18 protein-coding genes, 12 tRNA genes, 1 rRNA gene and 1 other annotated feature are annotated in these 23,298 nt (G+C 31.1%); of the genes, 30 read left to right on the top strand and 1 reads right to left on the bottom strand.

The features are described from left to right. The first annotated feature begins 170 nt into the window (after nt 1-170). The 27 genes from BTM21_RS11615 to murD all read left to right on the top strand — a co-directional run bounded on the left by BTM21_RS11615 (nt 171) and on the right by murD (nt 19,961). Nucleotides 171-446 (top strand): HU family DNA-binding protein, encoded by a 276-nt coding sequence (locus tag BTM21_RS11615; protein WP_079481027.1) that lies wholly within the window; start codon nt 171-173, stop codon nt 444-446. A gap of 60 nt (nt 447-506) precedes the next feature. Next, nucleotides 507-767, top strand: coding sequence for an RNA-binding S4 domain-containing protein (locus BTM21_RS11610; protein ID WP_021876777.1), 261 nt, complete (start codon nt 507-509; stop codon nt 765-767). Nucleotides 768-819: 52 nt separating this feature from the next. Next, nucleotides 820-1,113, top strand: a complete 294-nt coding sequence (yabP, locus tag BTM21_RS11605) for a sporulation protein YabP (RefSeq protein WP_021876778.1) — start codon at nt 820-822, stop codon at nt 1,111-1,113. A 7-nt stretch (nt 1,114-1,120) separates the two neighbouring features. Next, nucleotides 1,121-1,510 (top strand): spore cortex biosynthesis protein YabQ, encoded by a 390-nt coding sequence (gene yabQ / locus BTM21_RS11600; protein WP_079481028.1) that lies wholly within the window; start codon nt 1,121-1,123, stop codon nt 1,508-1,510. A gap of 92 nt (nt 1,511-1,602) precedes the next feature. Beyond that, nucleotides 1,603-1,881, top strand: a complete 279-nt coding sequence (locus BTM21_RS11595) for an FtsB family cell division protein (RefSeq protein WP_079481029.1) — start codon at nt 1,603-1,605, stop codon at nt 1,879-1,881. An 81-nt stretch (nt 1,882-1,962) separates the two neighbouring features. Next, entirely contained in the window at nt 1,963-2,379 is a 417-nt protein-coding gene (locus tag BTM21_RS11590) for a S1 domain-containing RNA-binding protein (RefSeq protein ID WP_079481030.1), read from the top strand. Nucleotides 2,380-2,621: 242 nt separating this feature from the next. After that, a tRNA-Leu gene (locus BTM21_RS11585) sits at nt 2,622-2,708 on the top strand. 21 nt (nt 2,709-2,729) lie between these two features. After that, nucleotides 2,730-2,805 (top strand) — tRNA-Met (locus BTM21_RS11580). A gap of 6 nt (nt 2,806-2,811) precedes the next feature. After that, nucleotides 2,812-2,888: transfer RNA gene (locus BTM21_RS11575), tRNA-Met, on the top strand. A 5-nt stretch (nt 2,889-2,893) separates the two neighbouring features. Beyond that, nucleotides 2,894-2,980 (top strand) — tRNA-Leu (locus BTM21_RS11570). 22 nt (nt 2,981-3,002) lie between these two features. Then, a tRNA-Met gene (locus tag BTM21_RS11565) sits at nt 3,003-3,078 on the top strand. 6 nt (nt 3,079-3,084) lie between these two features. After that, nucleotides 3,085-3,161 (top strand) — tRNA-Met (locus tag BTM21_RS11560). Nucleotides 3,162-3,166: 5 nt separating this feature from the next. Beyond that, nucleotides 3,167-3,253, top strand: a tRNA-Leu gene (locus tag BTM21_RS11555). A gap of 373 nt (nt 3,254-3,626) precedes the next feature. Further along, nucleotides 3,627-6,014, top strand: coding sequence for a stage II sporulation protein E (gene spoIIE / locus BTM21_RS11550; RefSeq protein ID WP_079481031.1), 2,388 nt, complete (start codon nt 3,627-3,629; stop codon nt 6,012-6,014). A 151-nt stretch (nt 6,015-6,165) separates the two neighbouring features. Then, entirely contained in the window at nt 6,166-7,557 is a 1,392-nt protein-coding gene (gene tilS / locus BTM21_RS11545) for a tRNA lysidine(34) synthetase TilS (RefSeq protein ID WP_021876782.1), read from the top strand. Nucleotides 7,558-7,561: 4 nt separating this feature from the next. Beyond that, nucleotides 7,562-8,107, top strand: coding sequence for a hypoxanthine phosphoribosyltransferase (gene hpt / locus BTM21_RS11540; protein ID WP_021876783.1), 546 nt, complete (start codon nt 7,562-7,564; stop codon nt 8,105-8,107). Between the two features lie 42 nt (nt 8,108-8,149). Beyond that, nucleotides 8,150-9,952: an ATP-dependent zinc metalloprotease FtsH gene (gene ftsH, locus BTM21_RS11535; RefSeq protein ID WP_021876784.1), complete on the top strand. Its 1,803-nt coding sequence runs from the start codon at nt 8,150-8,152 to the stop codon at nt 9,950-9,952. Between the two features lie 292 nt (nt 9,953-10,244). Then, nucleotides 10,245-11,915 carry a formate--tetrahydrofolate ligase gene (locus BTM21_RS11530; protein ID WP_021876785.1) on the top strand — a complete coding sequence of 557 codons (1,671 nt, stop codon included), beginning with the start codon at nt 10,245-10,247 and terminating at the stop codon, nt 11,913-11,915. Nucleotides 11,916-12,047: 132 nt separating this feature from the next. After that, on the top strand, nt 12,048-12,827 hold the full coding sequence (locus tag BTM21_RS11525) for a type III pantothenate kinase (RefSeq protein WP_079481032.1): 780 nt from the start codon (nt 12,048-12,050) through the stop codon (nt 12,825-12,827). A 6-nt stretch (nt 12,828-12,833) separates the two neighbouring features. Then, nucleotides 12,834-13,805 carry a tRNA dihydrouridine synthase DusB gene (gene dusB, locus BTM21_RS11520; RefSeq protein ID WP_021876787.1) on the top strand — a complete coding sequence of 324 codons (972 nt, stop codon included), beginning with the start codon at nt 12,834-12,836 and terminating at the stop codon, nt 13,803-13,805. A 217-nt stretch (nt 13,806-14,022) separates the two neighbouring features. After that, nucleotides 14,023-14,505 carry a transcription elongation factor GreA gene (greA, locus tag BTM21_RS11515; RefSeq protein WP_079481033.1) on the top strand — a complete coding sequence of 161 codons (483 nt, stop codon included), beginning with the start codon at nt 14,023-14,025 and terminating at the stop codon, nt 14,503-14,505. 14 nt (nt 14,506-14,519) lie between these two features. After that, nucleotides 14,520-16,031: a lysine--tRNA ligase gene (gene lysS, locus BTM21_RS11510; protein ID WP_021876789.1), complete on the top strand. Its 1,512-nt coding sequence runs from the start codon at nt 14,520-14,522 to the stop codon at nt 16,029-16,031. Between the two features lie 232 nt (nt 16,032-16,263). After that, nucleotides 16,264-16,338, top strand: a tRNA-Asn gene (locus BTM21_RS11505). A 29-nt stretch (nt 16,339-16,367) separates the two neighbouring features. Beyond that, a tRNA-Asn gene (locus BTM21_RS11500) sits at nt 16,368-16,442 on the top strand. Nucleotides 16,443-16,473: 31 nt separating this feature from the next. Continuing rightward, nucleotides 16,474-16,548: transfer RNA gene (locus BTM21_RS11495), tRNA-Asn, on the top strand. Between the two features lie 156 nt (nt 16,549-16,704). Then, nucleotides 16,705-16,872, top strand: a binding site (T-box leader). Between the two features lie 48 nt (nt 16,873-16,920). After that, on the top strand, nt 16,921-18,312 hold the full coding sequence (locus BTM21_RS11490) for a glycine--tRNA ligase (RefSeq protein ID WP_079481034.1): 1,392 nt from the start codon (nt 16,921-16,923) through the stop codon (nt 18,310-18,312). 269 nt (nt 18,313-18,581) lie between these two features. Beyond that, nucleotides 18,582-19,961: a UDP-N-acetylmuramoyl-L-alanine--D-glutamate ligase gene (gene murD, locus BTM21_RS11485; protein ID WP_021876791.1), complete on the top strand. Its 1,380-nt coding sequence runs from the start codon at nt 18,582-18,584 to the stop codon at nt 19,959-19,961. 46 nt (nt 19,962-20,007) lie between these two features. Here murD and BTM21_RS11480 read toward each other — a convergent pair whose 3' ends face one another. Beyond that, nucleotides 20,008-20,991 (bottom strand): DUF5050 domain-containing protein, encoded by a 984-nt coding sequence (locus tag BTM21_RS11480; protein WP_021876792.1) that lies wholly within the window; start codon nt 20,989-20,991, stop codon nt 20,008-20,010. Nucleotides 20,992-21,492: 501 nt separating this feature from the next. Between BTM21_RS11480 and BTM21_RS11475 the strand changes: the two genes are divergently transcribed. From BTM21_RS11475 to BTM21_RS11465, 3 genes are all read left to right on the top strand, one after another. Then, nucleotides 21,493-23,007, top strand: a 16S ribosomal RNA gene (locus BTM21_RS11475). 101 nt (nt 23,008-23,108) lie between these two features. Beyond that, nucleotides 23,109-23,184 (top strand) — tRNA-Ala (locus tag BTM21_RS11470). A 3-nt stretch (nt 23,185-23,187) separates the two neighbouring features. After that, a tRNA-Ile gene (locus BTM21_RS11465) sits at nt 23,188-23,264 on the top strand. Nucleotides 23,265-23,298: the final 34 nt, after the last annotated feature.

The raw sequence follows: 23,298 nt of genomic DNA, 5'->3' as shown, positions 1-23,298 counted from the left end.
TACTGGCGAATTATTGTAATAAATAGCTTTAATAACAAAATATTGATAATTCTATAGACTACAAGTAAAAGAGGCTATATAATAAGATAATGTAGTTAAGTACATATTTTTAAAAAGAGAAAAAAGTTAACTACTAAATATATAACTGGTTATTTAAGGAGGATGTAATTGTGAATAAAGCAGAATTAATCACTAGCATGTCAGAAAAAAGTAAATTAACAAAAAAGGATGCAGAATTAGCTTTAAAAGCATTCATAGAAAGCGTTGAAGAAGCATTAGAAAATGGAGAAAAAGTTCAACTAGTTGGTTTCGGAACTTTTGAAACTAGAGAAAGAGCAGCTAGAGAAGGAAGAAATCCAAGAACAAAAGAAACTATAAACATACCAGCATCAACAGTGCCAGTATTTAAAGCTGGAAAAGAATTTAAAGAAAAAGTTAATAAGTAGTTATATAGGAACCCGAGAAATCTCGGGTTCTTTTAGCAATATTAAAAGGAGTGCAATTACATGAGATTAGACAAGTATTTAAAAGTTTCAAGAATAATAAAAAGAAGAACTGTAGCCAAAGAAGCATGTGAAGGTGGTAGAGTTTCAATTAATGATAAAATAGCAAAGCCATCAACTGTTATAAAAGAAGGCGATATAATAGAAATAGAATTTGCAAATAGAAAATTAAAAGCTAGAATAATAAATATTGCAGAACATGTAAGAAAAGAAAATGCAAAAGAGATGTATGAGATTTTAGAAGGCGAAGAAGATAAAGAATAAAATTAGCATTACTGTCATATATTTTTATTAAAGAATATATGGAGGAGAGGCTATGGAAAAAAAAGGGGAAAATAAAATAGAGGATGCAAGAGGTAACATAACTCTAGAAAATAGAAAAAAATTAACACTAACAGGGGTTGAAGAAGTAATAAGCTTTGATGATGAAAAGATATTACTAAATACTACATTAGGTTCATTAACTATTAGGGGCGAAGAGTTAAAAATGAATAAATTAGATGTGCAAAATGGTGATGTAATAATTATTGGACATATATCATCAATGATTTATAGTGGCAAGGAAGTTAAAAAAGAAAAAGAAAATATAATAAAAAGATTATTTAGGTAAATAGAAAATGCCGTTACCAATAAATGTACAGTTTGATATAGTAGTTTATGCTATATTAGCAGGAGTGCTTACAGGTATAATATTTGACCTTTATAAGATTATGAGAGGAGCTAAAGTACCTAAAGTAATAGTAGTAATAGAAGATATTTTATTTTGGTGTTTAGCAGCTTTAATAATATTTACTTTCTTGTTATATACTAATTATGCTTTTTTAGGGCCTTATGTATATGTTTTTATGATATTAACTTTGATAATATATTTAAGGTTTATAAGCCCTATAATATTTAGAATAGAGAAGAAGTTAATACGATCATGTAGTAAAATTATTAGAATAACCTTTAAAAATATTATATATCCTATAAAACTTATATATTCAAGCATATCTGGTAAGAAGTAACTTTAATTAAATAACATAAAAAATAACTTGAATAAAATATGTAGAGTGTTTAAAATATATTATAGAATATATTTTAGAAGAGGTTAATATCTATGAAAAAGCGATTAACTCTTAAGAACCTAATTATAATTTTACTTTTTGCAGTTTTTATATTTAGTTATATTAGACAGGAAATTACAATGAATAGAATCAGAAAAGATATCGATACTAGTCAGCAACAATTAGAAGAACTTAAAGAAAAGAATAATAAACTTGAAGTTAAGCTAAAAAAGGCTGAAACAGATAAAGAATATCTTGAAAAGCTAGCTAGAGAAAGACTAGGAATGGTCAAAGAAGGCGAGAAGGTTGTAAATTCCCAAAAGCAAAATTAGAGAATATGTTTTAAAAGTATCACAATAGGTTATTATTATAATAACATATATTATTTAATTTTAAGGAGGAATCTTTGTAACATGACCTTGATGGCAGGAAAGATATTAGAAGGTACAGTGGTTAATATCACAAATTTTGGAGCTTTTGTAGAGATAGAAGGAAAAACAGGTTTAGTTCATATTTCAGAGGTAGCAGATTCTTTTGTAAAAGATATTAGACAACATCTTAAAGAACAAGATAAAGTTAAGGTAAAGGTAATATCAATAGATGATAATGGTAAGATTAGCTTATCAATAAAACAAGCTAATGTCCAAAAAAAATCATATAAACCAGCTGAAATAGATTGGGAATTAGAAAACAAAAAGAGTAGTGGTAATAGCAATTCAGGGAATTTTGAAGATATAATGTCAAAATTCTTAAAGGATAGCGAAGAAAGAATGCAAGATGTTAAAAAGAACCAAGATTTTAAAAGCAAGAGTAGCAGAAAAGGATTTTAAGATCTATACTTAGGACATCATTTTAAAGTTAATATATAAATTTACATAAAAACCTTAGATTTAAACTAAGGTTTTTGTTATTTATAGTTTTCTATAAGTATTAAAAAATGATGTATCCCTTGAATTATAGGGGGATTCTATTATTTACATAATAAAATAAAAAAAATATGAAAAAAATGTTGACAGTATAAAGAACATGCTATATAATTAATTTTGTCGTCAAGGGGCGGCAAACAAAACATGCTGAAGTGGCGGAACAGGCAGACGCACAGGACTTAAAATCCTGCGGTAGCGATACCGTACCGGTTCGATTCCGGTCTTCAGCACCAAGCTAAATTCAACTTAAATATCGCGGGGTGGAGCAGTTGGCAGCTCGTCGGGCTCATAACCCGAAGGTCGTAGGTTCAAGTCCTGCCCCCGCAACCATAAGATGGCGGAATAGCTCAGCTGGCTAGAGCACTCGGTTCATACCCGAGGTGTCGTAGGTTCAAGTCCTATTTCCGCTACCATATATGCTGAAGTGGCGGAACAGGCAGACGCACAGGACTTAAAATCCTGCGGTAGCGATACCGTACCGGTTCGATTCCGGTCTTCAGCACCAAGTTGAATTTAGCTTATAATATCGCGGGGTGGAGCAGTTGGCAGCTCGTCGGGCTCATAACCCGAAGGTCGTAGGTTCAAGTCCTGCCCCCGCAACCATAAAATGGCGGAATAGCTCAGCTGGCTAGAGCACTCGGTTCATACCCGAGGTGTCGTAGGTTCAAGTCCTATTTCCGCTACCATATACGCTGAAGTGGCGGAACAGGCAGACGCACAGGACTTAAAATCCTGCGGTAGCGATACCGTACCGGTTCGATTCCGGTCTTCAGCACCAAGATCTAAGTTTTAAACTTAGATCTTTTTTGTTTTTAAAATAAATTATTCATCAAAATTTGAGATATGATTAAAAGTGTTATTCATATTTCTTCACAATAGAATTAATAGTGACAAAAAATATAAATAAATAAATAAAAAATAAATAGTTAGTAAGTTGAGTTTAATTTACTAAAAATGGAAATAAGTCTTGATATATAAGGGTTATTTTAATAAAAAGTATTGATTAGAGAAATAAATAAAAAGAAAGTATAAATGGGAATAAAAGGGAAAAGTGTCCTACGAAAAATATATCGTAAACCAACAAATGACATATATCTATCTAACATAATGCTATAATAAATATACATTTTATGGAAAAAGGAGAGAGATACATGCAATATGGGGTAGATATATCAGAGTTTAAAAGAGTAGATAACAAAAAAAGTAGAAGGGAAATACGGTTACAGGACACACCTATTAAATCTATTATCTCAGGTTGTATGGCATTGTTATTAAGTAGAGTCATGTTAGCTGTAATTCCAGGTGTAGGGATAGCACCTTTTGGGTTAGCTTATCTTTTAGGGACAAGCCTTAAAGAGAATAAAAAGAATTCTATATTAACATTAATAGGAACAATTATAGGATATGTATCTATATATAAAACTTTAGATAATGTATGGATGTACATAATATCAGCAGTGTTAATATTCGCATATTCTAAAATGAAAGATATATTAAAATATCAACACAAAGATAAAATAGCTTTTGTATTGATATTTTGCGTATTTTTCTTTTATAGCCTATTAGTTAGTAAACAACCTGTAGGTGTAAATCTTACATTTTCACTAATTAAGGTAGCATCTATAGCTCCGATATATTATATTTTACGATATGCATTAAATTGCACCGAAGAGCTTAAAACAAATTATATATTTTCTACAGAAGAGTTGATAAGTATAGGAATATTGATTTGTTTATTAGTAGCTGGAATCGGAGGAGTAAGTATTTTTGGAGTATCGGTAAGAAATATAGTTGCTTTATCTTCAATAATATTTATAGCTTATATAAGTGGAGCAGGCCTTGGAGCGGCTGTTGGAGTTACTATGGGGTTTATAGTAGGTATAACTACTGATAATATTATTTTATTAATAAGTCTTTATAGTATATGTGGACTTATTGTTGGGGTATTTAAAGATACTGGAAGATTTTTTTCAGCTATATCCTATGTAGTAATATATTTTATTATAACAATGTATTCAGAAACTTTTGCAATATATGGAGCTATAGAAGCGGTGCTAGCAGGAATGATATTAATTTTATTTCCTAAGAGTATTTTAAATAAAGCTATAAAGGAAGTAAATCAAGATAAGAAAGTTGAAATTATAAATGACATCCATTTACAAGGAATTAAAGGTGAGTTTGTAGATAGATTAGAAGCTTTAAAGGGTGTGCTTGGAAATTTATCAACATCAATATCTAATTTAGCTGAAAATGATAGGTTGCTATTAAATAATAAAGGAACTGCAATGGTTGAGAGTTTAGCAGATAGGGTTTGTTGTAATTGTGAAATGAAAGGACGATGTTGGGATAGAAATCTTCACAATACATTTAATTCTTTTTCTGAACTTATAAGTAGTTGTGAAGCTAATGATGTGAAATTTCCAACAGATTTAGAAAAGAGATGTGTAAAAAAAGCAGCATTACTTAGAAGTTCACAAGAAATTATAAATAATTATGTTGTTAATGAGGCTTTGAAAACAAGGTTATCAGAAGGTAGAAATTTAATTTCAAATCATATAAATAATATGGCTATGACAATGGGGGATATTGTAAGAGACTTTAATAAGGATATTTCTGTATGTACAGATATAGATAGAATTTTAAGGAAATCATTAAATAAGAGTAATGTAGATTATAAAGATGTATTTTGTTATTTAGATAGAAGAGGTAGGTTGAAAATAAAGGTAACTCTTTCAAATTGTGAAGGTGCAAATTATTGTTCAAAGAAGGTGTTACCAATTATAAATTCATTAGTAAAGATTCCTGTATCAATAGGAGGAGATGGATGTAGAATAAATCCAGATACTGATGAATGTTCCATAATAGTAGAAGAAACTCCTAAATATCATGTTTTATCATATGTAGCAACAGAAATTAAAGATGGAGAAAAGTTTGCAGGAGATAGTTACAGTTATGGGAAAAATGATGATGGAACTTATTTAACAATTGTAAGTGATGGAATGGGGTCTGGTCCAGAAGCAGGGATAGAAAGCAAGGTAGCTGTAGATTTGATAGAAAAATTTATAGAAGCAGGATTTAGTGATAGAACTGCAATAAATACTGTAAATTCAATTATGGGAATGAAGTTTAGTGAGGATGAAAAGTTTACTACTTTAGATTTAAATGTTATAGATTTATATACTGGTGAAGCTGATTTTATGAAAGTTGGTGGAGTTGTAAGTTTTATAAAGAGAGCTAATGATGTACAAATTATAAACTCTGAAAGTTTACCATTTGGAGTTTTGGATAATGTAGATATTAGTACTGAAAAGAAAAAGTTAAAACATGGAGATATTATTATTAGTATAAGTGATGGCGTTTTAGATGTAGATAAAAGTGATATTGGTAATTATGACTGGTTAAAAGAATATCTTGAATATGCAGATACTAATCCAGAGGCACTATCAAGGGATATATTAGAAAAATCTAAATCCTTAAGTGGTGGGAAAATTAAAGATGATATGACGGTATTAGTATCAAAAATATATTCAGTGTATTAATTTAAAGGTATGGAGATGAGATTTAGGATTGTACCATTAAATCTCATCTCTTTTATTTATAAAAAATATAATATTTTTATAAATATTTACATTAATAGCTGTAAAGGGTATTATATTATATATTAAAATATTTATACTTAGGAGCATACAATTGATAGATAGGGTAAAACACTTTATAAGAGATAATAAATTACTTAATAAAGAAGATAAGATATTAGTAGCTTTATCAGGTGGGCCAGATTCTATATGTTTGTTGCATATTTTAAATTCATTAAAAGATGAAATGAATTTAGATATAGGAGCTGCACATGTTAATCATATGTTAAGAGGGCAAGATGCTTTAGCAGATGAGGAATATGTGAAAAAAACTTGTGAAGAGTTAAAGATACCTTGTTATATAGAAAGAATAGATATAGATAAAATATCTAAAGAAAAAGGTATATCTCATGAAATGGCAGGAAGAGAAGAGCGATATAAGTTTTTCGATAAAGTTAAGATGGAAAAAGGATATAATAAGATTGCTATAGCTCATAATGCTAATGATCAAGCAGAAACTGTGATTATGAGAATGATGAGAGGTGCTGGTTTAGAAGGTCTTTGTGGAATAAGAGCACAAAGAGGTCAAGATATAATAAGACCTATATTATGCCTTAAAAGACAAGAAATAGAAAGATATTGTGATTTAAACAAATTAAATCCTAGGATTGATAAGAGCAATTTAGAAAAAGTTTATAGTAGAAATAAAATAAGATTAGATATATTACCATATATGAAGAAAAATTTTAATGAGGATATTATTGACACTATAAATAGAATGGCAAGTCTCCTTCAAAAAGATAATGAATTTATTGAAAAGACAGCAAATAAAGTATATAAAGAATATTGCTTTGAAGAAAATGAAAATCTTATTATATCAAAAAAATTATTTGAATTAGAAGATTCTATAATTACTAGAGTAATAAAAAGTGCATTTATAAAATATTCTAAAAAACATACTAATTTTGAGATGAAGCATATTTACGAAGTTATAGAACTTGCTAAAATAGGGACAAATAAAAAAATAGATTTACCTAACGAAATCTTTGCAGAGAATATATATGGAAATATTTATTTGAAAAAGCGTTTAAAAGTAGAAAAGAATGAATATAATCAAGTATGTTTGTCAAAAGATAAGATTGATAGTAAAGAAATTACCTTTGGTAAATATAATGTTAAATTTCAAGTAGTAACTAATAAAAATAATATAGAATTTTCCGATAATGTCTTAATAAAATATTTTGATTATGATAATATAAAAGAAGGACTATGTATTAGGACTAGAAAAGATGGAGACAAAATTAGACCTCTTGGAATGAAAGGTAGTAAAAAGTTAAAAGATATATTTATAAACCTAAAGATTCCAAGGGAAGAAAGATTAAATGTACCCATAGTATGTTTTGATAATGACATAGCATGGGTAGTGGGGTATAAGGTTTCTGAGAATTTTAAAATAACCAAAGAAACTAAAAATATTATAAAAATTACTTTTTCTAGAAAGGAATAAGCAAATGGTAGAAGATATCAAAAAAGTATTATTAACAGAACAAGAAATAACAGAAAAAATCAAAGAACTTGCATCAAGAATTAATGAGGATTACAAGGGAAAGGATTTATTGGTAGTAGGAATATTAAAAGGATCTGTAATAGTTACATCAAGTCTTATAAAAAACATAACTATTCCATGTTCTATTGATTTTATGGCAGTATCAAGTTATGGAACCTCAACAGAGTCTTCAGGAGTAGTTAGAATTTTAAAAGATTTAGATCATGGAATTGAAGGTAAGGATGTAATTATAGTTGAAGATATAATAGATAGTGGAGTTACACTTGATTATCTTCTTAAATATTTAAAAGCTAGAAAAGCAAATAGCATAGAAATACTAACACTATTAAATAAGCCAGCAAGAAGAAAGGTTCAAATAGAGGTTAAGTATTGTGGTTTTGAAGTCCCAGATGAATTTATAGTAGGATATGGGATAGATTATGCAGAAAAGTATAGAAACTTACCTTTTATAGGAATATTGAAAGAGGAAGTTTATCAAAGACAAAAATAGCAATTGATAAAAATAAAATACTATAAGAGAGGGGGGCCTTGAATGAAAAAATATTCAAGTGCAACTGTATGGATATTTGCAATACTTCTACTTTTTTTAGCAGCTACATTTCTGTGGAATAATGGAAGTATGTCAGACCAAATTGCATATAGTGAATTTCAACAAAAATGGGTAAATGACAAAATAGATAGTTTGACGGTACAACAGGATAAAATGATTATTAGTGGAAAACTAAGAGATGGAAAGCAGTTTTTAACATATGCACCAAGTGATATGTTAGAAATCTTAATGACACAAAATCCAAAAGATAATATTAAAGTTGAGTTTAAGCAACCATCTAATAGTGGTATGTGGATTAGTATAATTCCTACTATAATGCTAGTGGTAGTAATGATAGTAGCATTCTTTATGATGTCGCAACAATCCCAAGGTGGAGGCGGCGGTCGAGGTGTAATGAGCTTTGGTAAAAGTAGAGCTAAAGTACTATCACCTGACGCTAAGAAGGTAACATTTAAAGATGTTGCGGGAGCAGATGAAGAAAAACAAGAGTTAGAAGAAATTGTTGATTTCTTAAAACAACCTTCAAGATACGTAGAAATGGGAGCTAGAATACCTAAAGGAGTTCTTTTAGTAGGACCTCCGGGAACTGGTAAAACTTTATTAGCTAAGGCTATTGCTGGAGAAGCAGGAGTTCCGTTTTATAGTATATCAGGATCTGATTTTGTTGAAATGTTTGTTGGTGTAGGTGCATCAAGAGTTAGAGATTTATTTGAGCAAGCAAAGAAAAGTGCACCATCATTAATATTTATTGATGAAATAGATGCTGTTGGTAGACAAAGAGGCGCTGGTCTTGGTGGTGGTCATGATGAAAGAGAACAAACTTTAAATCAATTGCTAGTTGAAATGGACGGTTTTGGAGCAAATGAAGGAATAATAATGATTGCAGCAACAAATAGACCAGATATATTAGACCCTGCTCTTTTAAGACCAGGTAGATTTGATAGACAAATTGTTGTTGGAGCTCCAGATGTAAGAGGAAGAAAAGAAGTTTTAGAGGTTCATACTAAAGAAAAACCTTTAGAAGAAGATGTTGATTTATCTGTATTAGCTAAAAGAACACCAGGATTTAGTGGAGCAGATTTAGAAAACTTAGCTAATGAAGCAGCTCTTTTAGCTGTTAGAAAAGATAAGAAACAAATAGGAATGAATGAATTTGAAGAAGCTATTACAAGAGTAATAGCAGGACCAGAAAAGAAGAGTAGAACTATTAGCGAACATGACAGAAAGTTAACAGCTTTCCATGAAGCTGGTCATGCAGTTGTTATGAAATTCTTAGAACATTCAGATCCAGTACATGAAATAAGTATAATTCCAAGAGGTATGGCTGGTGGATACACTATGAACTTACCAAGAGAAGATAGATCATATACATCAAAAGCAAAACTAAAAGATGATATGGTTGGACTTTTAGGTGGTAGAGTAGCTGAAAAGTTAGTTCTATCAGATATAAGTACAGGAGCTAAGAATGATATAGATAGAGCTAGTGCAATAGCAAGAGCTATGGTTATGGAATATGGAATGAGTGATAAGCTAGGAACTATTTCTTATGGAACAGATAATAACGAGGTATTCCTTGGAAGAGATCTTGGAAGAGGAAGAAACTTTAGTGAACAAGTTGGCTCAGAAATAGACAAAGAAGTTAAATCATTCATTGATGAAGCATACAGTAAAGCTGAAAAGCTTCTAAGTGAAAATATGAGTAAATTACATGCTGTAGCAGAAACTCTATTAGAAAAAGAAAAAATTGATGGAGAAGAATTCGAAAGAATATTCGATGCCAATTAATTTGTTATAATAATTATTAATGCGAGATAATAGGTTTATTATCTCGCATTTTATTTTTTATATATAGGTAATTAATAGATAAGGCTAGGTAATTAATAGATAAGGCGTAAGTATTATTAATTTTTAATTAACGAATTATGTTTTAAAATAACATATAAAAGCGGGGTTATATTTAAAATATACGAACATTAATAATTAAAATTAAAATAATATTCGAACAAAGTGTTTAATTAAAGGTTTATTGATGATATAATAAGTTATAATTTAAAAGTTATTGGGAGGTTAGTTATTTATGAAAAGTGATATTCAAATAGCTCAAGAGGCTAATATGGAGCATATAGTAAAGATTGCTGAAAAGTTAAATCTAAACGAAGATAATATAGAGCAATATGGCAAATATAAATGTAAGTTATCTTTAGATATATTAGAACAGAATAGGGATAAAGAAGATGGGAAGTTAGTTTTAGTAACGGCAATAAATCCAACTCCAGCAGGTGAAGGTAAATCTACAGTTACTGTTGGTTTAGGGCAAGCGTTATGCAAAATGGGTAAAAATGCAGTAATAGCTTTAAGAGAACCATCATTAGGACCTGTATTTGGAATTAAAGGGGGTGCTGCAGGTGGTGGATATTCTCAAGTAGTTCCAATGGAGGATATAAATCTACATTTTACAGGAGATATGCATGCAATAACTTCTGCTAATAATTTATTGGCAGCGTCTATAGATAATCATATTCATCAAGGGAATTTATTAAGAATAGATTCAAGAAGAATTATCTTTAAAAGAGTTATGGATATGAATGATAGAGCTCTTAGAAATATAGTTGTTGGAATGGGTGGAAAAATAAATGGATTTTTAAGAGAAGATGGCTTTATGATAACTGTAGCATCAGAAATAATGGCGATACTATGTTTAGCAAATAGCTTAAAAGATCTTAAAGAAAGAATGGGGAATATATTAATAGCATATGATTTAGATGGCAATCCAGTATATGCTAAGCAGTTAGAAGTTCAAGGGGCAATGGCGTTATTAATGAAGGAGGCTATAAAACCTAATTTAGTTCAAACATTAGAGAATACTCCTGCGATAATACATGGAGGACCATTTGCTAACATAGCTCATGGATGTAATTCTATAATAGCTACAAAAATGGCTTTAAAACTAGGCGATATAGTTATTACAGAAGCAGGATTTGGTGCAGACCTAGGAGCAGAGAAGTTTTTAGATATAAAGTGTAGGTACGGAGAATTAAATCCAGACTGTGTAGTAGTAGTGGCTACTATAAGAGCTTTAAAGCATCATGGTGGAGTTTGTAGAGACGAATTAAATAAGCCTAATGTAGAAGCTTTAAGAGTGGGAATAGTAAATTTAGAAAAGCAAATAGAAAATATTAAAAAATATAATGTACCAGTAGTTGTAGCTATAAACAGATTTTTAACAGATAGTGTGGAAGAAATTGAATTTATAAAAGAATTCTGTGGAAAACTAAATGTAAAAGTTGCTTTATCAGATGTATGGGCAAAAGGTGGAGAAGGTGGAATAGAGTTAGGAAATATAGTTACTAGCGTATTAGAGAATGAAAAATCATGTTTTGCACCAATATATAGTGAAAAAGAAACAATAGAAAATAAAATAAATATAATAGCAAGAGAGATTTATGGAGCTAATGGGGTTAAATTTACGCCAGAAGCTAAAAAGCAAATACTAGAACTTGAAAAGTTTGGATTAGATAAATTACCAATTTGTATGGCAAAAACCCAATATTCACTTTCAGATAATGCAAATCTTTTAGGTAGACCAGAAAATTTTGAAATTACTGTAAGAGAAATAAGAGTGTCAAATGGAGCTGGATTTATAGTTGCATTAAATGGGAATGTAATGACTATGCCAGGGTTACCTAAGATACCAGCAGCCAATAGAATGGATATTTTAGATAACGGAGAAATTGTAGGATTATTTTAATTTCTACAATTTACAACGCTTGACAAATACTCTGTAATTGTTAAAATTAAATTATTAAATTTTAAGGATTACAATACTTAAAATAAAGGCAGCTTTAGGGCTGCTTTTAATTGTATTAAGGATGGTGCTTTTATGGTTTTATTGCTGGATGTAGGGAATACAAATATAGTCTTAGGGGTATACAAAGACAAGGAAAATGTTATGAGTTGGAGAATTTCTACAGATTCAAAAAAGACTTCTGATGAATTTGGGATTCAAGTGATGCAATTGTTTACGCAAAGTGAACTTAATCCAAAGGAAGTAAAGGGTATAATTATATCATCTGTGGTTCCTAATATAATGCACTCTTTGGAAAATATGATTAAAAAATGCTTTGGGATTAATCCATTAATTGTAGGCCCTGGAATTAAAACAGGCATAAATATAAAATATGATAATCCAAAAGAAGTTGGAGCAGATAGAATAGTAAATGCAGTAGCTGCTCATGAAATTTACAAAAGAGATATGATAATAATTGATTTTGGTACAGCAACTACCTTTTGTGCTGTAACTAAATCAGCAAATTATTTAGGAGGATGTATTGTACCTGGTGTGAAAATATCATCAGATGCTTTATTCGATAGAGCCGCAAAGCTACCAAGAGTAGAGTTAGAAGTGCCTGAAAATATAATATGTAAAAATACAATTTCAAGTATGCAAGCTGGAATAATTTATGGTTATATAGGCCAGGTTGAATATATAGTTAAAAAGACTAAAAAAGAAATGATGGAGCTTGGGTCAGAAGAGCCTTTTGTAATAGCAACAGGGGGATTAGCTAATCTAATAGCTAATGAAACAAATGTTATTGATAAAGTTGATTCTAGTTTAACATTAGAGGGGTTAAGAATAATATACGAAAAAAATAAGGAGTAGTATAGTATGAAAATAAAAAACCTAGAATTTGAAAATAATGTTTTTCTAGCACCTATGGCAGGCGTTACAGATATATCCTTCAGAGGATTATGTAAAGAAATGGGTTGTGGATTAGTATACACAGAGATGGTAAGTGCTAAAGCTTTATATTATGGAAGTGAAAATACTAAAACTTTACTAAGAATAGCTGATGAAGAAAAACCTGTAGCAGCTCAAATTTTTGGGAATGACCCTAAAATAATGGCAGAGGTAGTACAAAAATATTTTAATGATAGAGAAGATATTTGTATATTAGATATAAATATGGGGTGTCCTGCTCCTAAAATCACTAAGAATGGTGAAGGATCTGCACTTATGAAAGATCCTAAACTTGCAGCAAAAATTGTTGAAGATATTAAAAAGGTTTCAACAAAGCCTGTTACAGTGAAGTTTAGAAAAGGATGGGATGAAGAAAGTGTTAATGCAGTTGAATTTGCAAAAGCATTAGAAAATGCAGGTGCAGATGCTATTGCTGTTCATGGAAGAACCAAAAAACAAATGTATGAAGGTAAAGCAGATTGGGATATAATTGCTAAAGTTAAACAAGCAGTAAATATTCCTGTCATTGGAAATGGAGATGTCTTTACACCCGATGATGCTCTTGATATGAAAAAAATCACAAATTGTGATGGAATAATGATAGCAAGAGGAAGTATGGGAAATCCATGGATATTTAAGCAGGTTCAAAGAAAGCTTAAAGGTGAAGAATTATTAGAGATAAGCGATATAGATAAAATAGATATGTGTCTTAGACATTATGAATTGGCAATAAAATATGATGGAGATTATAAAGCTGTAAGAGAGATGAGAAAGCATGCATCATGGTATATAAAAGGATTGCCAAGAAGTAGTGAAGTAAGAAATATTATGAATACTATTGAGGAAAGTTCTAAGGTTATTGATTTTTTAAAACAATATAAGGAAGAACTGTTAAAGTAAAATATTTAGGTATTAAAGTATAAATATTTGAATAAATATAGTCTAAACGGTTAATACATATATAAGTCACTAAACTTAATCTTGTATATGGATGACATTAACTTTGTTGACATATTAAACTTACTGATTTATAATATTTTAAATGTTCAAAGAATATCAGACCTAGTGTTAGGTATTACAATATAAAAGTAGTAATTAGTTTGAAGGGGAGAAAGAAATGAGCGAATCAAAAAAATTCTTGATGACTTATGAAGGTGTTAAAAAGTTAGAAGATGAATTAGAGTTCCTAAAAACAGTTAAGAGAAAAGAAATAACAGAAAAGATAAAAGTAGCATTAGGGTATGGGGATTTAAGCGAAAACTCAGAATATGATGAAGCTAAAAATGAGCAAGCATTTACAGAAGGAAGAATTATTCAATTAGAGAATATGTTAAAAAATGCTTCTGTTGTTGATGAGTCAGAAATACCAACTGATAAGGTATCAGTAGGATCAATAGTTAAAGTTAAAGATTATGAGTTCGATGAAGAAGTAGAATATTCAATAGTAGGTTCAGCAGAAGCAGATCCTATGAATTTTAAAATATCAAATGAATCACCAGTTGGAAGTGCTTTAATGGGCAAAAAAGTTGGTGAAATAATAGAAGTATCAGTTCCAAGCGGAGTAAATAAATTTGAAGTACTTGGAATTAGAAGAGATTAACGGAGGGATATTTAATGTCAACTGAGGAAATGAATATACAAGAGCTAGAATCTCAGTTTAGTGAACAAGAAGCATTAAGAAGAGAAAAACTAGTAGAGTTACAAAATGAAGGTAAGGATCCATTTGACGTTTATAAGGTTGAAAGAACCCACTCTTCAGAAGAAGTTAAAAATAGTTTTGAAACTTTAGAAGGTACAGTAGTAACTGTAGCTGGAAGAATTATGTCTAAAAGAGGTCAAGGTAAAGTTGTATTTTCAGATATCCATGATAGAGATGGTAGAATACAATTATTTATCAAGATAGATGAAGTTGGAGAAGAGGCTTTAAAGTCATATAAGACTTATGACTTAGGAGACTGGGTTTCTGCAACAGGAGAAGTGTTTAAAACAAGAACAGGTGAAGTATCTGTTAAGGTTAAGAGTTTTGAATTAATATGTAAATCATTAAAACCGTTACCAGAAAAGTGGCATGGATTAAAAGATCCAGATTTAAGATATAGACAAAGAGAAGTAGATATAATTACAAACCCAGAAGTTAAAGATACTTTTATAAAAAGAGCTAGAATAATAAAAGGAATAAGAGAATTCTTAGATAATAAAGGATTTATAGAAGTTGAAACACCAATATTATCACCAATAGCTGGTGGAGCATCTGCTAGACCTTTTGTTACTCATCATAATACATTAGATATAGATATGTATCTAAGAATTGCTCCAGAATTATATTTAAAGAGATGTATAGTAGCTGGATTAGAAAAGGTTTATGATCTTGGAAGAACATTCAGAAATGAAGGTATGTCAGTAAGACATAACCCAGAATTTACTATGATAGAATTGTATCAAGCATTTTCAGATTACAATGATATGATGGAAATAACAGAAAATATGGTTGCATATGTTTGCGAAAAAGTAAATGGTACAACTAAAGTTAATTACCAAGGAACAGAAATAGATTTTACACCTCCTTGGAGAAGAATAACTATGGTTGATGCTGTAAAAGAATACGCAGGCGTAGATTTTAATGCAATAAAATCAAATGAAGAAGCTCAAGCTATAGCTAAAGAAAAGCACTTAGAGTTCAAAAAAGAACTTAAATACGTAACTAAAGGTGAAGTATTAAATATGCTATTCGAAGAATATGCAGAAGAAAAGATGATACAACCAACATTTATATGTGATTACCCAGTAGAAATCTCACCTTTAACTAAGAAAAAGAGAGATAATGCTGAGTTTACAGAAAGATTTGAAGGATTTGTATTTGGTAGAGAAGTATGTAATGCTTACTCAGAATTAAATGATCCTATAGTTCAAAGAGAAAGATTTAACCAACAAGAAAAAGAAAGAGAATTAGGTGATGATGAAGCATACATGATCGATGAAGAGTTTATGAGTGCTTTAGAAACAGGTATGCCACCAACAGGCGGATTAGGAATAGGAATAGATAGAATGATAATGTTCTTAACTGATTCAGCATCAATAAGAGATGTCATCATGTTCCCAACAATGAAGCCACAATCAAATAAATAATTCTATTTAAATAAAGGGCAAGTTTTCTTGCTCTTTTTTTTATATAGATAGTTAAAAGATTAAATAAATTGGTGTGAATATGTTAAAAGTTATTAACATTAAAATAGATTTTTTTCTTAAAAACTGTGGATAAAATGATTTAAATGTGAAAAATAAAAGTTTTTTTACTTTTTTTTATAAAAGGGGTTGTCATATTAAAAAAACATGATATAATATCTAATGTAATCAATATTCCGCGATAGCTCAACGGTGGAGCACTCGGCTGTTAACCGATAGGTTGGAGGTTCGAATCCTCTTAGCGGAGCCATTTGATTTAACATGTTAATATAAAAATATTCCGCGATAGCTCAACGGTGGAGCACTCGGCTGTTAACCGATAGGTTGGAGGTTCGAATCCTCTTCGCGGAGCCATTTAAATTTAACATGTTTATATAAAAAATATTCCGCGATAGCTCAACGGTGGAGCACTCGGCTGTTAACCGATAGGTTGGAGGTTCGAATCCTCTTCGCGGAGCCATTTTTTTATCTAAAGGCTTTTATAAGAGTAGATATAGTCTATTGTTATAAAAGTCTTTTTTATATTTAAAAAACAAAAAAGAGATAAGATTTATATTTATAGTATTGTTTTACTTGACATATAAAACTCTTTTGATAAAATTGATGTATAAGTGAATATTACATGATGATAAAGAAGAGTAATTTTAAATTTAATTTTAGAGAGACGATGGTTGCTGAAAATCGTTATTAAATTAAAATGAATGGCGCTTTTGAATGTATTGATTTAGAAAGATGGGCTATAGCCAAGAAGGGTGGAACCGCGGAAGAAAATTTCGTCCCTTTAGGTTTATAAGGCCTTTTTATTTTACATTAAAATATTGGAGGTATGAAAATGGCAGTAGAAAAGACTATGGATAAAATCGTTGCACTTTGCAAAAATAGAGGATTCATATTCCCAGGGTCAGATATTTATGGTGGATTAGCAAACTCATGGGATTACGGTCCACTAGGAGTAGAATTTAAAAATAATGTTAAAAAAGCATGGTGGAAAAAATTCGTTCAAGAAAGTCCATATAATGTAGGTGTAGATTGCGCTATATTAATGAATAAGGAAGTTTGGGTAGCATCAGGACATATTGGTGGCTTCTCAGATCCATTAATGGATTGTAAAGAATGTAAGGCTAGATTTAGAGCAGATAAATTAGTTGAAGACCATATGACTGAAAGTGGAGTAGAAGTAGCATCAGCTGATGGTTGGAGTAATGAACAACTAAGAGAATATATAGAAAAAAATAATATAGTTTGTCCAAAGTGCGGAAAAATGAACTATACAGATATTAGAAAGTTTAATTTAATGTTTAAAACTTTCCAAGGTGTTACAGAAGATGCTAAAAACGAAATATACTTAAGACCTGAAACAGCACAAGGTATATTTGTAAACTTCAAATCAGTTCAAAGAAGTTCAAGAAAGAAAGTACCATTCGGTATAGCACAAATAGGTAAATCTTTCAGAAATGAAATTACACCAGGTAACTTCACTTTCAGAACAAGAGAGTTTGAACAAATGGAATTAGAATTCTTCTGTAAACCAGGAACAGATTTAGAGTGGTTTGGATATTGGAAGGATTACTGTTGGAGCTTCCTATTAAATCTAGGAGTTAACAAAGAAAACTTAAGAATGAGAGATCATGCTCAAGAAGAATTATCATTCTATTCAAATGCAACATCAGATATAGAATATCTATTCCCATTTGGTTGGGGAGAACTTTGGGGAATAGCTGATAGAACTGACTATGATTTAAATAAGCATCAAGAACATTCAGGTCAAGATATGAGCTACTTAGATCCAACAAACAAGGAAAAATATATACCATATGTTATAGAACCATCATTAGGAGCAGATAGAGTTGCATTAGCATTCTTAGTTGATGCTTACGATGAGGAAGAATTAGAAGGTGGAGATACAAGAACAGTAATGCATATACATCCAGCATTAGCACCATATAAAGCTGCTATATTACCACTTTCAAAGAAGCTTTCAGAAAAGGCTTTAGAAGTATATGGAGATTTAAGCAAGAAGTTCAACTTAGAATATGATGATGCAGGAAGTATCGGTAAGAGATATAGAAGACAAGATGAAATTGGTACACCATACTGTATAACAATTGATTTTGAAACTTTAGAAGATAATGCTGTTACTATAAGAAATAGAGATACAATGCAACAAGAAAGAGTAAAGATAGAAGAGTTAGATGCATTTATTTCAAAAAGCTTAGAATTTTAATTTAATTAATTAATAGCTTGGGAATTATTTCCCGGGCTATTTTTATTTTTGGATAAGTTGACGAATTAGTAGTTATATCAAGAATAAATATAAATAATTGTATATATAAAACCAATAGTGTTAAAGATTAAAAGTATAAGAAAAACTTGATAAAATTTCTTTGATTTTTGTATTTAATTAATTTAAATGTTATAATTAGAAAGAATTGGGACAGACTTAAATAGAGTTAATATAATAATGGAATAGATAGTTTTTTTGGAGGAAAGTATATGAAAAAAGACTTTAAAGAATTTAAAGAGTTTATAAATGGAAAGAATGTTGCCGTTGTAGGTATAGGTGTAAGTAATATTCCTCTTATTAATTTTTTATTTAAACTAGGAGCTACTGTTACAGCTTTTGATAAGAAGACCGAGGACCAATTGGGAGAAGTTGTTAACGGATTTAAAGAAAAGGGTATAAAATTAGAATTAGGAGAAAATTATTTAGATAAATTAACAGGTTTTGATGTTGTATTTAAAACACCATCTATGAGAATAGATTGCGATGCTTTACTTAAAGTGAAAAATGAAGGAGCATATATAACATCAGAAATGGAAGAGTTTGTTATATATTGCAAAGGCAAAATATATGGGTTAACAGGTAGCGATGGAAAAACAACAACAACAACAATAGTTTCTAAAATTTTAGAAGCAGAAGGTTATAAAACGTGGGTTGGTGGAAATATAGGTACGCCTTTATTCTCACAAATAGAAGAAATAGAATCAAGTGATATGGTAGTATTAGAATTATCAAGTTTCCAATTGATGACTATGGATTCACCTATAGATGTTGCTATAACAACAAATTTAGCTCCAAATCACCTTGATATGCATAAAGATATGCAAGAATATATTGACTCTAAGAAGAATATATTTTTATATCAAAACAAAGACAATGTTTTAGTAGTAAATAGAGAAAATGAAATAACATATGGATTTGAAAAGGAAGCTAAAGGTGAAGTAAGAGAATTTAGCTCTAAAAGAATATTAAAAGATGGTGCATATTATCAAGATGGTATTCTGTATTTACAAGGTAAAGAAGTATGTAAAAAAGAAAACATTGTGATAAAGGGAATGCATAATGTTGAAAATTATTTAGCAGCATTTATAGCAACTAAAGATGATGTGAAGATTGAAACCATGAAAAAAGTTGCAGAAACATTTAATGGGGTAGAGCATAGATGTGAATTAGTTAGAGAATTAGAAGGTGTTAAATATTATAATGATTCTATAGCATCAAGCCCAACTAGAACATTAGCAGGTCTTTTTGCATTTGAAAAAAAAGTAATATTAATAGCAGGAGGATATGATAAACATATTCCTTTTGAACCATTAGCAGAAAAGGGATATCCATATATAAAAGAATTAATTTTATTAGGAGCAACTAAAAGTATGATAAAGGAAGCTTTTGATAAAGTTATGAAAGATAAAAATATATGTATTCCAATTAAAATAGTTGATTCATTAGAAGATGCAGTAAATGAAGCTAGAAATATTGCAACTACAGGAGATGTAGTAACACTATCACCAGCTTGTGCATCATTTGATATGTTCCCTAACTTTGCAATAAGAGGAAATAAATTTAAAGAGATAGTAAAAAAATTAAAATAAAAACAAAACACCTACAGGTTAACTTTATTAATCTGTAGGCGTTTTTTTATTTAAGGATATATGTTTTATTTACATCTATAGTTTTATCTAAGAATATTCCGTTATCAGTAATAAAATAATTATTAATAGAATCAGTAGTTACATTTGATGTAGTTGCAGTATTTTTAGTTAAATCTACTGATAATGAACATAAGTTATTATTACTATTATCGATGAAATATAATTTGTTATCAAAACATTTAAGATTTGTACCATTAATTAGGTCTACTCTATTTGTTGAAGTTGAATTTGGATCTAATTTATATAACGAGTTATTGTCATGAGAATTTATATAAAGTATTTGACTATTATAAACAGTAAAACTATCAACAGAAGTATTGGTTAATTGCTTTTTATTAGTACCATCTAGTTTTACAATATAAAGTTTAGAGTTATCACTAGTGTTTTGATATAAGATAAAATCTCCATTTATTAAAAATTTACCACAAGAATCAGCTGTAAGTGAGGAAGATGTACTAGTTTCTAGATTATATGTATAAATTTTATTGTTATCATCTCTATTTATATAATAAAGTGATTTCATGTTAGAAGTTATATTATAAACAGAGTTATTATTAATTTTGGTTATTTCATTACGTTGATAATCTAATTTGTATAAAAAATTATTATCAGAACCGTTTGGAAAATAAATACATTCATCTATAGAAGCTGTAGATTCTACTGGGTAATTAAAAATATCTTTTATATCTTTAGTTGATATATAACCAGTAGCTTTAGGTTTTTCTATAGTAGATAATTTATTGTTATTTTCTTTATCTGGAAAGAAAGTTAGATTACCTATATTTAAATATGGAGAGTATGAATTTGATTTTTCAACTAAAACTATATTTGTGTTAGTTGTAGGGGAAGGTGTTTGTGATTCTACTGTAGTAGTATTATTTTTAATTTTATTTTCTTTATCTTCTTGTTTGGTACAACCAATTAATAAAATGCTAGATAATAAAATTAAAGGTAAAATTTTTTTTAGCATAATAAACCTCCTAAATAATGTGCTAATACTAATATATAATAGTTTATATTAATTTAATGTAATTTAAAATTTAAATTATAAAGTTTTAACTTTAATATAAGTATCGTACTTTTATAATAATATATTTAGTATAATTATGATATATAGAGTTAACTATGCCTGGCGTATCTTTATATGAAAAACTTAGAAAATACAAGAAAATAGTAGTAAAATAGAAATAAAACTCAAAAATTAATAGATTTATAGTATGTTATTCTTCGTAATCATGATATTATAAATAGCGTCGTCGGGAACAACGAGGACAAAACGAAAAACTTGAAAATATATTTTAAAAAATATGTTGACAAGGAAATGAGAAAATGTTATTATGATTAAGCGGTCGAGAGATTGCAAGAAATTAGATCTTTGAAAATTGAACAGAATAAAAGTTAAGTATAACCAGCAATTCTTTTGAAAGTCTTAAAACAAAGACTCAAAGTAATTTGAGCACAGATTAAACTTTTTAGTGAGAGTTTGATCCTGGCTCAGGACGAACGCTGGCGGCGTGCCTAACACATGCAAGTCGAGCGAGGAGAGTTCCTTCGGGAACAAACCTAGCGGCGGACGGGTGAGTAACACGTGGGCAACCTGCCTTGTAGAGGGGAATAGCCTTCCGAAAGGAAGATTAATACCGCATAATATTGCAGCTTCGCATGGAGCAGTAATTAAAGGAGTGATCCGCTACAAGATGGGCCCGCGGCGCATTAGCTAGTTGGTGAGGTAACGGCTCACCAAGGCGACGATGCGTAGCCGACCTGAGAGGGTGATCGGCCACATTGGGACTGAGACACGGCCCAGACTCCTACGGGAGGCAGCAGTGGGGAATATTGCACAATGGGGGAAACCCTGATGCAGCAACGCCGCGTGAGTGATGAAGGTTTTCGGATCGTAAAGCTCTGTCTTCAGGGACGATAATGACGGTACCTGAGGAGGAAGCCACGGCTAACTACGTGCCAGCAGCCGCGGTAATACGTAGGTGGCGAGCGTTGTCCGGATTTACTGGGCGTAAAGGGAGCGTAGGCGGACTTTTAAGTGAGATGTGAAATACCCGGGCTCAACTTGGGTGCTGCATTTCAAACTGGAAGTCTAGAGTGCAGGAGAGGAGAGTGGAATTCCTAGTGTAGCGGTGAAATGCGTAGAGATTAGGAAGAACACCAGTGGCGAAGGCGACTCTCTGGACTGTAACTGACGCTGAGGCTCGAAAGCGTGGGGAGCAAACAGGATTAGATACCCTGGTAGTCCACGCCGTAAACGATGGATACTAGGTGTGGGAGGTATCAACTCCTTCCGTGCCGCCGTTAACACATTAAGTATCCCGCCTGGGGAGTACGGTCGCAAGATTAAAACTCAAAGGAATTGACGGGGGCCCGCACAAGCAGCGGAGCATGTGGTTTAATTCGAAGCAACGCGAAGAACCTTACCTAGACTTGACATCTCCTGCATTACTCTTAATCGAGGAAGTCTCTTCGGAGACAGGATGACAGGTGGTGCATGGTTGTCGTCAGCTCGTGTCGTGAGATGTTGGGTTAAGTCCCGCAACGAGCGCAACCCTTATTGTTAGTTGCTACCATTTAGTTGAGCACTCTAGCGAGACTGCCCGGGTTAACCGGGAGGAAGGTGGGGATGACGTCAAATCATCATGCCCCTTATGTCTAGGGCTACACACGTGCTACAATGGCAAGTACAACGAGATGCAATACCGCGAGGTGGAGCTAAACTATAAAACTTGTCTCAGTTCGGATTGTAGGCTGAAACTCGCCTACATGAAGCTGGAGTTGCTAGTAATCGCGAATCAGCATGTCGCGGTGAATACGTTCCCGGGCCTTGTACACACCGCCCGTCACACCATGAGAGTTGGCAATACCCAAAGTTCGTGAGCTAACCGCAAGGAGGCAGCGACCTAAGGTAGGGTCAGCGATTGGGGTGAAGTCGTAACAAGGTAGCCGTAGGAGAACCTGCGGCTGGATCACCTCCTTTCTATGGAGAAATATAGTTAACAAGATGATTAACTAGTATATTTCAAAAGAAGCGTTATCTTAACTTCTGTTCAATTTTGAGGGATCTACCTCAAAACATGTGGGGGTATAGCTCAGTTGGGAGAGCACTTGCCTTGCACGCAAGGGGTCAAGAGTTCGAATCTCTTTATCTCCACCACATGGGTCTATAGCTCAGCTGGTTAGAGCGCACGCCTGATAAGCGTGAGGTCGATGGTTCGAGTCCATTTAGACCCACCATTGTTCTTTGAAAATTGCACATGAATTAAAACAA

Source organism: Clostridium chauvoei, from assembly GCF_002327185.1.
GTDB lineage: Bacteria > Bacillota > Clostridia > Clostridiales > Clostridiaceae > Clostridium > Clostridium chauvoei.
This window is presented reverse-complemented; position numbering and strand designations above follow the sequence as displayed.

What these genes read in the sequence shown, in the direction of transcription:
- BTM21_RS11610 (WP_021876777.1), top strand. Translation starts at nt 507, where the DNA reads ATGAGATTAGACAAGTATTTAAAAGTTTCAAGAATAATAAAAAGAAGA.
- yabP (WP_021876778.1), top strand. Translation starts at nt 820, where the DNA reads ATGGAAAAAAAAGGGGAAAATAAAATAGAGGATGCAAGAGGTAACATA.
- yabQ (WP_079481028.1), top strand. Translation starts at nt 1,121, where the DNA reads ATGCCGTTACCAATAAATGTACAGTTTGATATAGTAGTTTATGCTATA.
- BTM21_RS11595 (WP_079481029.1), top strand. Translation starts at nt 1,603, where the DNA reads ATGAAAAAGCGATTAACTCTTAAGAACCTAATTATAATTTTACTTTTT.
- BTM21_RS11590 (WP_079481030.1), top strand. Translation starts at nt 1,963, where the DNA reads ATGACCTTGATGGCAGGAAAGATATTAGAAGGTACAGTGGTTAATATC.
- spoIIE (WP_079481031.1), top strand. Translation starts at nt 3,627, where the DNA reads ATGCAATATGGGGTAGATATATCAGAGTTTAAAAGAGTAGATAACAAA.
- hpt (WP_021876783.1), top strand. Translation starts at nt 7,562, where the DNA reads ATGGTAGAAGATATCAAAAAAGTATTATTAACAGAACAAGAAATAACA.
- ftsH (WP_021876784.1), top strand. Translation starts at nt 8,150, where the DNA reads ATGAAAAAATATTCAAGTGCAACTGTATGGATATTTGCAATACTTCTA.
- BTM21_RS11530 (WP_021876785.1), top strand. Translation starts at nt 10,245, where the DNA reads ATGAAAAGTGATATTCAAATAGCTCAAGAGGCTAATATGGAGCATATA.
- BTM21_RS11525 (WP_079481032.1), top strand. Translation starts at nt 12,048, where the DNA reads ATGGTTTTATTGCTGGATGTAGGGAATACAAATATAGTCTTAGGGGTA.
- dusB (WP_021876787.1), top strand. Translation starts at nt 12,834, where the DNA reads ATGAAAATAAAAAACCTAGAATTTGAAAATAATGTTTTTCTAGCACCT.
- greA (WP_079481033.1), top strand. Translation starts at nt 14,023, where the DNA reads ATGAGCGAATCAAAAAAATTCTTGATGACTTATGAAGGTGTTAAAAAG.
- lysS (WP_021876789.1), top strand. Translation starts at nt 14,520, where the DNA reads ATGTCAACTGAGGAAATGAATATACAAGAGCTAGAATCTCAGTTTAGT.
- BTM21_RS11490 (WP_079481034.1), top strand. Translation starts at nt 16,921, where the DNA reads ATGGCAGTAGAAAAGACTATGGATAAAATCGTTGCACTTTGCAAAAAT.
- murD (WP_021876791.1), top strand. Translation starts at nt 18,582, where the DNA reads ATGAAAAAAGACTTTAAAGAATTTAAAGAGTTTATAAATGGAAAGAAT.
- BTM21_RS11480 (WP_021876792.1), bottom strand. Translation starts at nt 20,991, where the DNA reads ATGCTAAAAAAAATTTTACCTTTAATTTTATTATCTAGCATTTTATTA.